Source organism: Paenibacillus sp. FSL R7-0272 (genome assembly GCF_037969905.1).
In the GTDB taxonomy this organism is placed as follows: domain Bacteria; phylum Bacillota; class Bacilli; order Paenibacillales; family Paenibacillaceae; genus Paenibacillus; species Paenibacillus polysaccharolyticus.
In genome coordinates this window covers 2,717,098-2,730,335 of the sequence record NZ_CP150221.1, presented here as the reverse complement: position 1 = coordinate 2,730,335, position 13,238 = coordinate 2,717,098, and the positions used below count along the sequence as shown (strand labels likewise).

General features: G+C 47.2%; 13 protein-coding genes. 1 reads left to right on the top strand and 12 read right to left on the bottom strand.

The genetic code is table 11. The annotated features are described in order from the left end of the window. Positions 1-37: 37 nt before the first annotated feature. From MKY23_RS12280 to MKY23_RS12245, 8 genes are all read right to left on the bottom strand, one after another. Entirely contained in the window at positions 38-799 is a 762-nt protein-coding gene (locus tag MKY23_RS12280) for a DeoR/GlpR family DNA-binding transcription regulator (RefSeq protein ID WP_154958826.1), read from the bottom strand. A gap of 2 nt (positions 800-801) precedes the next feature. Continuing rightward, positions 802-2,298 carry a rhamnulokinase family protein gene (locus MKY23_RS12275; RefSeq protein WP_339838350.1) on the bottom strand — a complete coding sequence of 499 codons (1,497 nt, stop codon included), beginning with the start codon at positions 2,296-2,298 and terminating at the stop codon, positions 802-804. A 255-nt stretch (positions 2,299-2,553) separates the two neighbouring features. After that, on the bottom strand, positions 2,554-3,045 hold the full coding sequence (locus tag MKY23_RS12270) for a DUF2500 domain-containing protein (protein ID WP_339838348.1): 492 nt from the start codon (positions 3,043-3,045) through the stop codon (positions 2,554-2,556). Between the two features lie 92 nt (positions 3,046-3,137). Beyond that, positions 3,138-4,940, bottom strand: a complete 1,803-nt coding sequence (gene pepF, locus MKY23_RS12265; protein ID WP_339838345.1) for an oligoendopeptidase F — start codon at positions 4,938-4,940, stop codon at positions 3,138-3,140. A gap of 220 nt (positions 4,941-5,160) precedes the next feature. After that, entirely contained in the window at positions 5,161-5,535 is a 375-nt protein-coding gene (locus MKY23_RS12260) for a helix-turn-helix domain-containing protein (RefSeq protein WP_145330144.1), read from the bottom strand. Positions 5,536-5,716: 181 nt separating this feature from the next. Then, the gene (hxlB, locus tag MKY23_RS12255; protein WP_339838340.1) at positions 5,717-6,280 is read right to left on the bottom strand and encodes a 6-phospho-3-hexuloisomerase; all 564 of its coding nucleotides are present in this window, start codon (positions 6,278-6,280) and stop codon (positions 5,717-5,719) included. Between the two features lie 4 nt (positions 6,281-6,284). Then, complete coding sequence (gene hxlA / locus MKY23_RS12250) at positions 6,285-6,917, bottom strand: 3-hexulose-6-phosphate synthase (RefSeq protein WP_090920812.1); 633 nt, start codon at positions 6,915-6,917, stop codon at positions 6,285-6,287. Positions 6,918-7,550: 633 nt separating this feature from the next. Next, positions 7,551-8,633, bottom strand: a complete 1,083-nt coding sequence (locus MKY23_RS12245) for a lactonase family protein (RefSeq protein WP_339838334.1) — start codon at positions 8,631-8,633, stop codon at positions 7,551-7,553. A 222-nt stretch (positions 8,634-8,855) separates the two neighbouring features. On the opposite strand from MKY23_RS12245, the gene MKY23_RS12240 reads away from it, so the two are divergent. Next, a complete protein-coding gene (locus tag MKY23_RS12240) occupies positions 8,856-9,785 on the top strand; it encodes an AEC family transporter (protein WP_154886230.1) in 930 nt (309 codons plus the stop codon). On the opposite strand, the gene MKY23_RS12235 is transcribed toward MKY23_RS12240, so the two are convergent. The 4 genes from MKY23_RS12235 to MKY23_RS12220 form a co-directional block, all read right to left on the bottom strand. Then, positions 9,763-10,359 (bottom strand): DUF2062 domain-containing protein, encoded by a 597-nt coding sequence (locus tag MKY23_RS12235; RefSeq protein ID WP_090920818.1) that lies wholly within the window; start codon positions 10,357-10,359, stop codon positions 9,763-9,765. The genes MKY23_RS12240 and MKY23_RS12235 overlap by 23 nt on opposite strands. Positions 10,360-10,417: 58 nt before the next feature. Beyond that, positions 10,418-10,876 carry an OsmC family protein gene (locus tag MKY23_RS12230; protein ID WP_339838329.1) on the bottom strand — a complete coding sequence of 153 codons (459 nt, stop codon included), beginning with the start codon at positions 10,874-10,876 and terminating at the stop codon, positions 10,418-10,420. A gap of 123 nt (positions 10,877-10,999) precedes the next feature. Beyond that, positions 11,000-11,767 carry a DeoR/GlpR family DNA-binding transcription regulator gene (locus MKY23_RS12225; RefSeq protein ID WP_339839391.1) on the bottom strand — a complete coding sequence of 256 codons (768 nt, stop codon included), beginning with the start codon at positions 11,765-11,767 and terminating at the stop codon, positions 11,000-11,002. Positions 11,768-11,935: 168 nt separating this feature from the next. Continuing rightward, the gene (locus MKY23_RS12220; RefSeq protein ID WP_154985831.1) at positions 11,936-13,069 is read right to left on the bottom strand and encodes an NADH-dependent flavin oxidoreductase; all 1,134 of its coding nucleotides are present in this window, start codon (positions 13,067-13,069) and stop codon (positions 11,936-11,938) included. Between the last annotated feature and the right edge of the window lie 169 nt (positions 13,070-13,238).

Genomic DNA, 13,238 nt, shown 5'->3' with positions numbered 1-13,238 from the left:
AATAAACAAATTATTTCATGTCAACGCCTGGTTATCGTTACACTGTGCGAATCAGCAATTGGTAGTTACTGCACAAGGAAATCTGCTCTTCGGTCAAGGGTTGATCCGTAATAATCGTGTGCACCTCATCCAGTCCGGTCACACGAGCGAAAGCCCTCAGGCCAAACTTGCTCGCATCAGCCAGCAGGATCACCTGATCTGCAATACCTACCATCTTCTGTTTTAATCTGGCTTGAAGCTCATTGGATTCACTGATGCTGCCGCTTTCAAGATGCACGCCCTTGCAGGATAAAAAAAGTTTGTCCACATGATACGTTTCGAGAGAACGCTCCGCCAGTGGTCCAACAAAGGATAAGGAGCGGGCAGCCAGTTGCCCTCCAGTAGAAATCACCTCGATGTTGTCCCGACTGCTGAGTTCGGTGGCAACTTGAATCGAGTTGGTCAGCACCGTTAACGGCATATCCGGCATGTTCGCCGCCATATAACCTGCTGTTGTACTGGCATCCAGCAAAATGCGATCTCCCGGCACGATTAGCGCCAATGCCGCATCAGCAATCCGTTTCTTCTCCATTGCATGTGTCGTTTCCCGTATTCGGTAAGGAATCTCTGGCTGATCCTCCTTGACACTCACCGCTCCACCGTGTGATCGGCGCAGCCGACCAGCCTGTTCTAACCGATCCAGATCACGGCGAATCGTCTCCTCGGTTACCCGGCAACGTTCACTAAGCTCAGATACTCGCATGCTGCCCTTAATATTGACTAACTCTACAATCCGGTCATATCGTTCTGCCGCGAGCATGCCTACACCTCACTCCCGGTTTCTGTACCCGGCGACAAGGCCGTTATTCGCAAAAATCGTTCATAGGCTTCTGCCCAAGCCGACCTGTCTTGCGGTTCATATTCCTTTACCGGGAATGAATCGCGAATAGCCCGGCGCGCTTCCCAAATATCCTTAAACGTTCCGCTCGCGATCCATTGCACAGCCATATTGCCGATTGCACTTCCCTCCGCTGGCCCTGCCCATACAGGCTTGCCGATAGAGTTCGCTGTCCACTGGCATAATAACTCATTCTGAATACCGCCGCCCACCATATGCAGTCCGCCGAATGTTTTCTCTGAGAGTTGCTCTGTCCATTCCAGCACCCTTCTATACTTCAAGGCAAGACTCTCCAGAATGGCCCTGGCTATACTGCCCTGATCCTCTGGCACACGCTGTCCTGTCTTCTGGCAATATTGACGAATGCGTTCCGTCATATTGCCTGCAGGCAGAAACAACACATCATCCGGGTCGAAGAGGCTTGCAAACTGCGGAGCTATCTCAGCCTTCGCGAGTAATGAGCCATAGGTAATTCCTCGCCCTTCCCGTTCCCATTGCCGCATACATTCCTGTAGGATCCAAAGACCCATAATGTTTTTGAGCAGACGATATGTGCCGCCTGCACCGCCTTCATTCGTAAAGTTCAGTTCCATACTCTCTGCACTGATGACGGGCTGATCCAGCTCAGTACCCATCAGGGACCACGTTCCACAGCTTAGATAAGCAAAGCTTGTTTCCGTAGCTGGGACCGCTACCACAGCTGAACCGGTATCATGCTCTGCTACAGCCAGGATGGGAATCGACGCAAGTCCGATATCATTACATATACTGCTGCGTAATTGTCCAACAGTACTCCCCGGAAGGACTACTTCGCCAAACCATTGGTCGGAAACACCAATATGGGCGAGAAGTTCACGATCCCATTGTCCAAGTACAGGATTGTATAACTGTGTTGTTGTAGCATTGGTGAACTCATTTACCGCTTCTCCGGTAAGAAAATACCTTAATAAATCAGGGATCATTAGAAAACGCTCCGCTTCGCGCAGCAATGGAGAAGCACTCCGCTTAAGTGCCGCGAGTTGGTACAATGTGTTAAAAGGTAAAAACTGTATCCCTGTCCGCTCGAAAACTCGCTTAGCCGTTAACTCCTGACAAACCGTATCCATCACACCGTTGAACTGTGTGTCACGATAATGATAGGGATTACCAAGTAGTTCGCCGTTGCTACCAAGCAAACCAAAATCTACGCCCCAAGAATCGATGCCCAAACTCTCCGGCACTTCACCTTGCTGTTTGATAAGCGTCAAGCCCTGCAGTATTTCATGATGTAGCCGCAAAATATCCCAGTGCATCCGGTCACCAATCTTCACGGGTTCGTTTTTAAACCGGTGAATTTCACGGGTTTCGATCCCTCGATCATTCAGATGACCGAGTATCGCTCTGCCGCTTCCTGCACCCAAATCATAAGCCAGCACACTCACTGCTCTCCCGCCTTTCTGTTATTATTGTCTTCATATTCGCTATTATCTTTATTTCGCAATTAAATTACTGTTTGTTTTTCTTTGTTTAATACTGTTTTGCTTTATTTTACGAGTATACCATCATTGTAAACGTTTGAATACCCATGAATTCGCTTTCCTTATTACAAAACAAAAAACGACTCACTCCCTTTAGGGAGGAGCCGTAGCTTTATTTTTTTACACATAAGACTGTCCACTCTCCACCCCGGATACGGATTAGCCGAATTGAGGCTGGATATCTCGTTCAAAATGTTTAAAGCGTGTCCCCTGATAGGTTAACATGCCCCGATCCTGCTCCACCAGCATGCCGTACATTTGACCACCTACATTTAACTCAAGTCGTTCCCTATTGTCGAACTCAAAGGTTGCATAATAACTCGTTGTTGCACTGCTGTCCCCACTTCCACCACTGACCTCCGTTCGTTTTGTAACGACTTTGGAATGTAAGGTAAGGACAGCTGCAGCATTGTTGGAAGACCAGGTTCGCACACCTGAGAAGATGGCATATACGATGCCGCCTGCCACAACCAGAAACACAATGCCGATCAAAATAGGCACGATCGTGCCCATTGCTCCAAGCTCGCTGAACCCAGAAAAAAAACCACTCTGATTGCCTTCAAAACCCGGCACGCCACTCATATCATCGAATCCACCAAAGCCATCTACACTTAAATGGCCTACTGACGAAAATATGCCCGTAACCGCCATAACGCATCGATCCTTTCCCCACGCAAAATAACACCTTTTCTTGTTCCGGCAGACAACCCGCTCTGTCTTGTCCCTATACTATATGAGCCGAATCAGGAATACAGACGTTCAAGTTCGTCCACAAGACTGCCGACATAAGCCACTGCAGTGCGGATTGGTTCAGGACCGGACATATCAACACCTGCAAGCTTCATCAATTCCTGCGGTGCGAGACTGCCCCCGGATTTGAGCGCTTCAAGCCAGCGGTCCACGGCGGGTTGCCCTTCCTCTCTAATCTTCTGTGCAGCTGCTGTTGACGCCGTTAAACCTGCTGCATACGTGTACGGATACAAGCCCATATAATAATGCGGCTGTCTCATCCACGTCAGCTTGGCACCTTCGTCCACTACCAGCTCCGGCCCCCAGAATTCGGAAAGGATCGCACCTTTCAGCTCACTTAACGTCTTAGCAGTAATTGGCTTATCGTTCGACGCGAGTGCATACACCCTACGCTGTAGTTCGCCTTCCAGCAGATGTGTAACAAAGTTATGATAGTACGTATTCAGCAATTGCAAAATCACCCAACGTCGCATTCTCGGATTTTCAGAACGATTCAACAGATGATCCGCCAGCAACATTTCGTTCATTGTCGAAGGTGCTTCTATAAAATAAAGAGACGGCCGCGTATTCGTAAGCCTCTGATATTTGCCAGCTAGCATAAAATGGCCCGCATGCCCCACTTCATGCGCCAGTGTAAACGCTCCGCGCATGTTATTCGCCCAAGAGATTAAGATGTAGGAGTGCGCGCCATAGATGGAGGAACAGAACGCTCCAGTTGATTTACCTACATTGTCCGCGTAATCTACCCAGCGATCATTAAAGGCTCGTTCAACAATCTCCCCATATTCCGGCCCCAGTACATCCAGCGCCTCACGGATCAACGTGCACGCTTCATCATAGGTAATCGCCGGACTGAATTCGGCATCCAGCGGAGCCTTGAGATCACAGAACATCAGCTTGTCGAGTCCAAGCTCACGTTTTTTTAGCGCAGCCAATCTGCGCATATGCGGCGCTAGCTCTTTTTGAATAATATCAAGAACATTATTGTACATTTCCTTGCTCACTTGCTGTGGAGCTAATAACATGTCCGTCACGTCTTCATATCCACGTAGACGGGATAACACCACTTGTTTTTTGACCTCAGCAGCATATCCTTCAGCAAAGGTATTTTTGTATTGATTCAACGTTTCACTAAAAGAGGCATAAGCGGAACGACGCAACTTGGTATCCGGTGACATCTCGTAATTATTTTCGTAAAAAGACCACGATAATGGACGTGCTTGATCCTCACCATCAAACACCTCATCAAAGGTCATATCCGCCAACTTACCGCGTTGATAGATTCGATAGGGGGAATCCAGCACTTCACCAAGTGAAGCAAGCACTTTCTCGGTTTCAGGCGAGAGTCGATGAGCTTTTTCTTCAATAAGTCTCTCCAGGCTACGCTTGTACGGTTTGAGACCTGGTAGTTCACTCAAATACTTCTCTATCGTGCCTTCTGGCAGCGAAACAATCTCGGAGTTGACAAATGACAGACTGGACGACAAGTTAGACAGAATATCACCAGCTTTAGCCGCGTTCTCGATATTCACCGGATTCGTGCTGTCCTCGGATTGTTTTAAGCGCGCATACGCTGCCGTTTTACCGATTCGTTCCTGCAAAGCTTCACGAGCATCAAGACAAGCGAGCAATTGCCCCGCACTTTGCCCCAGTGTACCTTTGAATGTTTCAATATCAGCAGCAGCATCCGGTAGCGATAGAAGTTCCTGTTCCCACTGCGCATCGGTTGCAAATAAATCAGACAAATCCCAGGTTGTTTCTTCCAAAACCTCGGAACGTATATGTATCTTATCCATTTTGATTGTCATCCTCCTTGCATTTCCAATATCTCTCATCGTACCATACTCTGCCAATCGATACATGACATCTCCTGATTATGAGACTTTTGGTTTAAATCTGCAGAAATCAATCCGGCTGGAAAAGTAAAAAAACGTCAAGCACCGGAAGTGTCCAGTTTACTCAACGTTTCTTTAATCGATCATTCATTTCTGATTCTTATAGATATTCATTGACGTACTATAAGATATTCATTTCATCCGCTTTCCAGATGACATTCTCACCGTAGTTTTTACCCCAGTTATACATCGCATGCAACACCGGCATTAGACTCTGCCCATGATCCGTTAGTGAATATTCGACTCGGGGCGGAACTTCTGCGTACACTTTGCGTTCCACCAGTTTGTCCTCCTCCAGCTCCCGTAGCTGGTTGGTCAGCATCTTTTGCGTGATATGGGGGATCAGGCGTTTCAACTCACTGAAACGTTTGGTGCCCTCCAGACCCAAATGCCACAATATAATCAGTTTCCACTTGCCACCAATCACCGCCAGCGTTAATTCCTTTTCACAGTTGATTTCTTTTAAATTAATGCGTTCTTTGACTTCGGACGCCATGGCTCCAAGCCCCCTTTATCTCGTACGATATCAAACTCTAATACTTCATTTTACTATAGCACGGACCGAATGCAAAGTTCGCTCATCTTTTTCACAGAAAAGACCGCAATCCTTGCAATAGCACAGGATTCCGGTCTACTTCATTTTTAGCTATATTAAACGCGTGAGCACTTCAATCGAACTACTCCAGATTCGCGTGCCGGCTGAACATATCTGCACCAGTCATGCCCTTCATCTCCATCATGGTGAGGATCAACGCATCCATGCTGAGCAACAAGGATTGTTCAAACAAGGAACCCATAGGCTGAATGGTAACATCCGCTCCGGCTCCCGCCGCATCCTCTTTTGCAGAGGCAGGTAGCCGAACGACCACTTGTGCCAGCTGTGCAATTGTGGAATCCGGCTTAATTGTGATTAAGCCTACAGGTGCACCCGCTTGATTCGCCTTTCTTGCCATGGCAACCAGCCCGCCTGTCTCTCCAGAACCAGAGCATAACAGCAGGAAATCTGCTGAGCTGATCCCTGGCGTCACCGTCTCGCCTACGACATAAACGGTAAGTCCCATCTGCATCAATCGCATCGCGAATGCTTTTCCCATGAGACCTGAACGACCCGCTCCGGCTACAAAAACGCGTTCCGCAGCTAACAACTGTTTTGCCAGCGCCTGTAACTCGGCATCGTCAAGCTGGATTAACGTGCGTTCCAGTTCCTTCAGGATATCTGCGGCGTATTGTTTGCTACTCATCAGCTTACCCTTGCTGAACAAGGCGCTGCATTTCGGATGCTACAGCTGCTTTATCTGCTTGCCCTGTAATACCGCCACCAACGATGACCAAGTCAGGTTGTGCTTTCACAACTTCTGGCAATGTGTCCAATTTGATACCACCAGCAACCGCAGTTTTTGCATTTTTCACTGCACCTTTGATCGTTTGCAGGTCTTCGAAAGGACTTTGTCCAACTGCTTGCAGGTCATACCCGGTATGAACACAGATGTAGTCTACGCCCAGAGCGTCAACTTCACGCGCACGTTGTTCCAGGTTAGGCACGTTGATCATGTCCACGAGAACTTCTTTGTTTTGTTTTTTCGCTTCTTCAACAGCGCCTTTGATCGTCATATCGTTACTTGCACCCAGAACGGTGATCAAGTCTGCACCCGCTTCAGCTGCTTTCATGATTTCATATCCGCCAGCGTCCATAATTTTCAGGTCCGCAAGAACTTGCAGGTTAGGATAAGCTTCCTTCATTGCTTTTACAGCATGCAATCCTTCATTGATAATAATCGGTGTGCCGATCTCAACGATATCAATATATTGTTCCACTTCTTTAACCAGTGCGATACCTTCCGGGATGTTAACCAAATCAAGTGCGAGTTGTAATTTCATGTTTTATATCTCCTTTGTATTTGAGGTTGATTAATGATGCTGTATAAGTTGAAATAAAGATTTACACAGTCCACTCCGATGACAGAAGAACCTTCCAATCGCTGTTATCCCCAGATTTTTTTGATTCCCTTTTCCAAAGGGAAAAATCCGGTGATAAAGGCGAACGCTTCGCTTTACCAGGTTTTTTTTGTCCTCTCCGTTAACGTGTAAAAAATAGTTCAACTTATATAGATCCAAATGTTTATTTTTACCGCCAATGATCCGTTGCTGAGGCCAGCATCTCGTAATGGTGGTTGCTAGTTCATTGTAGAGCCTGACTATCCATTCAGGAAGTACGCACTTTCAAGTGAGGTAGTTACTTGGACGAAACTAATGGATATTTGACGTTGTTATACGAATCCTATCTTGAGATACATCTATCTTCATCTATTCTACAGTCAGTGCTATTTACGAACAGCGTATTGTTTGTACGACATCAATGATGTAGGTTTCTTACAATGGATGTTATTCACTTTTCATAAAGTCTTTTATCAAAAAGAAAAAGAAGAACCCTGTCTTTTCAGGCAAGGTTCTTCTTGATTTTTCATAGCAGAGTACGCGCTGTATGTTCCTATCTATTTATCCATCGGCCTATTACAGATATACAGGTTTCACACATACCGGCTTGGATACGCCTGTGCTGTGACCTGTGTATTTCAGGCGACCGCTCTCCTGATCTACTGTAAAGGTAACCATGTTGTTTGTATCACGGTTAGCCGCAATCAACAGTTTACCATTCGGTGTCAATGCGAAATGACGCGGGTGCTGTCCTTCTGCGGAGACATGCTCTACCAGGGTCAGATGACCTTTGTCTGCATCTACTGCAAATACGACGATGCTGTCATGTCCACGGTTGGAACCATATACAAAACGGCCATCGTTCGAAACCGTAATCTCAGCAGTAGTATTCTCAGTGCCGTCATAGCCGTCAGGAAGCGTTGAAATATTGGAGATTTCAGTGAGCGTACCCGCAGCTGCATCATACTTGTAAGATGTGACAGACGAATCCACTTCGTTGATCACATATGCAAACTGACCATTCGGATGGAAAGCCAAGTGGCGTGGTCCTGCGCCCGGATGAGTTTTCGTTTCACTGTGAAGCACCAGTTCATTGGTGTCTGCGTTAATGGAGTAGATCGCAATTTTATCTGCGCCCAAATCCTGTACCATCATATATTTACCATCCGGGCTGAAGAATGCCGAGTGCACATGTGGCTTGTCCTGACGCTCAGGATGTGCCCCGTGTCCTTCATGTTTCTTCTCGTCCAGAAGTGCTCCAACTTCACCATTGTCTGTAAGGGCTTGAAGTCCTACCAATCCACCGTGATAGCTGGACAGGATCAAATATTTACCGGAAGGGTCACGCTGAATGTGGCATGGCGGAGCAGAGATGGAGTCTTTGCGATTGAGCAAAGTCAATTTACCCGTCGCAGGATCTACGCTCAGTGCTACCGCTTCAGACATTTTATTGCCCTCGGCAGACGCCGTTTCACCAATCGCATATAGCTTGTTTGCTTGCGCATCCACGTTAACAAACGTCGGGTTTTTCACGCCCGCAATGCTGTCCAGCTTCGCCAGACTGCCTGTATCCTCATTTAATTCATATGCGTAAATGCCCTCATTTTCCGCTTCGGCATAAGAGCCGACTAGTACGAGCAAGCGTTTTGATTCACTCATTACAGTTTCCTCCTCTATGTGTATGTAATCTTGTTGCACCTCTTCTATAATAAATCTGCCATATCAAAATAGCAATCGGACCCCTGCTCACTCTACCGGAGCCTGCCATGTTTAACGCAATGAAATGCGTATCTGTACAAGGATTATGTCCTTATACATTCAACTGTCGAGCATTTCCTGCTATGATAAGATAGGTTTTTCATCTAGAAAGGACTGAACAGATTGTTTACCTCGTTTTTCATTACGCTTTATCATGTGTTTCTGCCCATTTCCTTGCCCGTCATTGGCGGAATATTGTTAAAACATTTCAAGGACTGGGATACACGGCCGCTTTCGGCATTTTCACTCTATATTTTAAGTCCTGCGCTTATCTTCCATACCCTGCTACACGCAGAGATTACCTGGACGGATGTTACAAGCACTTTCTGGTTCTCTATCCTCAACTTGATCGCCCTCTGGGCTCTGGCTGAGATCATAAGCAGAATCTTTGGTCTGGGTGCACCTGAAAAAGCAGGACTGACCCTCGTCTCCACATTTACCAACTGTGTGAACTACGGGCTCCCGCTTGTGTTGCTTGCCTTTGGACAACTTGGACTGGACAAGGCTTCGGTCTACGTCATTGGACAGATGATCATCGTCAATACGGTAGGTATTTTCTTTGCCGCAAGATCCGAATTCACGGTAAAAAACGCGATGCTGTCCGTATTCCGCATGCCTACCATCTACGCAGCTGTGATCGCAGTCATCATGCGGAGCTCGGGCATTTCCCTTCCTGATGCTCTGGATGGGGGCGTTTCGATGATGGCTACCGGTTATTCTCCTATTGTCTTGGCGATTCTGGGCGCTCAGATGTTACGACCCAAAGGAGATACAGCACCTTGGCAATCGAATGTTCGTAAGGCGTTTTGGGCCGGACTTGTTGTCAGGCTGGTTGCAGCACCGATTTTAGCCTGGCTTATACTGAAAGCACTGCAAGTCGAAGGAACATTATTCCCTGTGTTGCTTATCCTCGCCTCGATGCCAACCGCAGTGAACGCTGTTATTTTGGCTGAACAGTTCGGTGCATCTCCGCAATTTGTATCCCGTTGCATTCTGTGGACTACCGCTGTTTCCATGGTCTTCCTGCCAATTATGATTGTGATGTCTTCCTGATCAGTACAGACGCTGTGCTAAGACCTGAAGCGTTTGCCGCTTGGCGGCGCTTCTCCAGCCGGCGTTCATGCCGCCGATGAAGAGCTCTGACATAGAAGTATTTGACGACAAAGTACGAAATGAATCCCAAAATTAACCCGAGCACACTCATACCTGCCAGGATATCAAGTCCACCGAGCAGCAGTTCACTTACCGCTGACCAGTTTCCATGAAACAGTTCCCTCCATGCGCTCTCATGCATAGGACCCTGTCCCATACTGTGCGCTGGCAAAATCCATGAACCTATCTGTTTCGCAAGTGGCATAAGAATAATCGGCAGAAATGTCAGCTTGCCCACAACGTTGCCTACAATGGCCGCTGGCATGGAGCCACCAGACAAACGAACGATCGGATAAAACACAAGATAAATCAGGGATGCAGTCGAGATTACGATCAGTTCGAGACCGAACCCTATAGCAAATCCGGTAGATACCTTATGAGCACCACCCGGAGCACGTAAAAGTTTGAGAAAATTCAGTTTCATTGCACGAGTCAAACGTGCCATTCGATTGGGTTTGCGCTTCTGGTTTTTCATCCTGAATTTCTCCTTATTTGCACAAATGACGAATCATGTCGTCTACCCACCAATTATATCACACTGCGTCAGCTCCAGTGGTTACAATCACCGGACAGGTTTCCATCCTCACATTGCCAGATACTGCCCGAGAGATCATACAGGATGCTTCGGCCTTATGCGCCAGCTTCTCGGCCTTGCTCAGATCCGATTCGGATGCATCTTGTGGCAGCACGATTCGCGGTCGATGTACGATACGTTCATACGTAAAGACGTTATTGGTCACATCCACCGTTGCCTCCGATTCCAGCGTCAGCTCGTCAGGTGTAATATCTGAACGCTCCAGCATCGCAGCAAGGGTAATCAGGTAACAGGTTGCCGCTGCCCCCAGTAACATCTCGTCCGGGTTCGTTCCTGTACCAGGGCCGCCCATCTCCTGCGGGATCGAAATGACGGTTTTCAAACCTCCTGCATCAATCGTGCCCTCACTGTTACGTCCGCCATTCCATACCGCCTTTAAGTGAAACGGATGTTTCATTCTCATCGATCCTTTCTATGATAAGTTGAATTAAAAATATTTACACAGTCCTCTCCGTTAACGTGTAAATGAAAAGTTCAACTTATATAAATTCAAAATCATTAATATAATTGTTGATTGTTGTTATACACGTATACACGTAATTTCAAGTTCATTTAACGCGTTCACATGCTCCTCCTGCACACCCTGGTCGGTGATGACCTTCCCAACACTCTCCATGCCAGCTACCCTTGTAAAAGCTTGAATGTTAAATTTGCTCGAATCGGCTAGCAAAATAACCTCGTCAGCAATATGAATCATTTTCTGCTTCACCAAAGCCTGTAGTTCATTCGACTCGCTGATGCCCTTGGTCAGATGTACGCCTTTGCAAGACAAAAACACTTTATCCACATGATACGCATCCAGCGAGCGCTCTGCGAGCGGCCCGACAAAGGACAAAGATTTGGAAGCAAGCTGTCCGCCTGTAGCAATGACACGAATCTGTTCTTTCGCGCTTAGCTCCGCGGCAACTTTAATTGAATTGGTTAATACCGTCAGCGGAATATTGGGCAGTCCAGCTGCCATATACCACGCGGTAGTACTTGCATCCAAAGCAATCCGATCACCGGGTTCCACCAGTTTCACTGCTTCACTTGCAATGCGTCGCTTCTCATCGGCATATGCAACAGCACGCTCGGGATACGGAATCTCGGTTTGCGATTCATCCTTGTATTTCACACTCACCGCTCCACCATGCGAGCGTCTGAGCCTGCCCGCCTGTTCCAGCTTGTCCAGATCACGGCGAATCGTTTCTTCGGTCACTCCACAGCGCTCACTAAGCTCAGTGACACGCATGCTTCCATGCGCATCCACCCATTCCACAATTTTTTCATAACGTTCCGCAACGAGCATCTTCATTCACTCCAAACCGTTAATATACCAGTTAATCCTGTTACCCCATCATACCATAGAGCGGTTGGAAGGAGAATTTCACACATCTACAAGAATTGACGTCCATAAACATTCATGCATATGTAAAAAGAGGAGGCTTTCGCCTCCTCCATCCAGTCATTCCGATAATTATTTATCCTCTGCCATAGGGAACCAACCCGGTGTGTGGATAATTGCATTCCACAATCCATCAGGAATCACCAAACGCTCTTGATCGGATTTCGTCAGAATGGTCTCAATATCCTCTTCACGTCCGCTTTCAATCTTCTCGACCCAGTCTGGCTCGATGATCAGCTCACGTCCAATCGCAAGCAACGGTACGCCGGTTTCCAGCGCTTCTGCTGCTTCATCGGCGGTATGAATCGATCCAACACCAATTACAGGTACTTTACCGCCAACACGATCCAGGATAAATTCAATTCTGGCACGTGTATCCTCTTCACCACGTCTTGGCTTCGACCAGAACTCATTCAAGGAAACATGCAAATAGTCGAGATTTTTATCTTTCAAAGCATCAACCAGTGCATACGTATCCTCCATTGTTAGTCCTGGCGTTTCTGGCTCTTCCGGCGAGAAACGGTAACCCACAATAAACGGAAGTTTAGTATGCTCAGCAACGACACGCTGTACCTCATCTACAACGGCTAATGGGAACGCCAAACGTTTCTCTACACTGCCGCCCCAGCGATCTTCGCGCCGGTTGGAATGTGGAGAGAAAAACTGCTGAATCAGATAACCATTCGCACCATGAATCTCAATACCGTCAAAACCAGCTTCAATAGCACGGCGAGTCGCTTCACCGAAATCACGAATGACAGAAGTAATCTCTTCATCCGTCATTTCTCTTGGTTCCGGTGAACCTGGGCGTTCACTTGCGACTGCACTAGGTGCAACCACTTGGCCCGCAGGAACGGCTTGTTCCGGAGTCAGACGACCTGCATGGAACATTTGCAGTACAGCAACAGAACCTTGTTGTTTAATCGTTTCAGCCAGACGTTTCAGTCCAGGCACAAAGCTGTCATCATAAGAACCAAATTGTGCAGGGAAGCCGATACCGTTAGGCGTAACATGTGTTACCGCTGTAACCGACATGCCAGCCCCACCTGTGCGACGTGCATAATATGCAAGCTCAGCATCAGATACCGTACCATCTGAATTAGAGGACATATGAGTCATAGGAGCAAGCACGATCCGGTTTTTCAGTGTAATGCCGCTGCTTGGCAGTGAAACTTGTTCAAACATTTTCGAATACTTTGGATTCATTCGTGGTTCCCTCCTGATATTATATCTCTTTAAATAGATATATGGATATATACATTCAACTACTGTAATTATTATAGTTACGTTTCAATTCAATTGCAACTTTTCTTTTTCCATTCCTTGTCAGCCTACAACGGAAACGATGACACAACTAAAAAAGGACAGAGTGTCC

What these genes read in the sequence shown, in the direction of transcription:
- MKY23_RS12270 (WP_339838348.1), bottom strand. Translation starts at nt 3,045, where the DNA reads ATGGCGGTTACGGGCATATTTTCGTCAGTAGGCCATTTAAGTGTAGAT.
- MKY23_RS12235 (WP_090920818.1), bottom strand. Translation starts at nt 10,359, where the DNA reads ATGAAAAACCAGAAGCGCAAACCCAATCGAATGGCACGTTTGACTCGT.
- MKY23_RS12280 (WP_154958826.1), bottom strand. Translation starts at nt 799, where the DNA reads ATGCTCGCGGCAGAACGATATGACCGGATTGTAGAGTTAGTCAATATT.
- MKY23_RS12220 (WP_154985831.1), bottom strand. Translation starts at nt 13,069, where the DNA reads ATGAATCCAAAGTATTCGAAAATGTTTGAACAAGTTTCACTGCCAAGC.
- MKY23_RS12230 (WP_339838329.1), bottom strand. Translation starts at nt 10,876, where the DNA reads ATGAAACATCCGTTTCACTTAAAGGCGGTATGGAATGGCGGACGTAAC.
- MKY23_RS12225 (WP_339839391.1), bottom strand. Translation starts at nt 11,767, where the DNA reads ATGCTCGTTGCGGAACGTTATGAAAAAATTGTGGAATGGGTGGATGCG.
- hxlB (WP_339838340.1), bottom strand. Translation starts at nt 6,280, where the DNA reads ATGAGTAGCAAACAATACGCCGCAGATATCCTGAAGGAACTGGAACGC.
- pepF (WP_339838345.1), bottom strand. Translation starts at nt 4,940, where the DNA reads ATGGATAAGATACATATACGTTCCGAGGTTTTGGAAGAAACAACCTGG.
- MKY23_RS12260 (WP_145330144.1), bottom strand. Translation starts at nt 5,535, where the DNA reads ATGGCGTCCGAAGTCAAAGAACGCATTAATTTAAAAGAAATCAACTGT.
- MKY23_RS12245 (WP_339838334.1), bottom strand. Translation starts at nt 8,633, where the DNA reads ATGAGTGAATCAAAACGCTTGCTCGTACTAGTCGGCTCTTATGCCGAA.
- hxlA (WP_090920812.1), bottom strand. Translation starts at nt 6,917, where the DNA reads ATGAAATTACAACTCGCACTTGATTTGGTTAACATCCCGGAAGGTATC.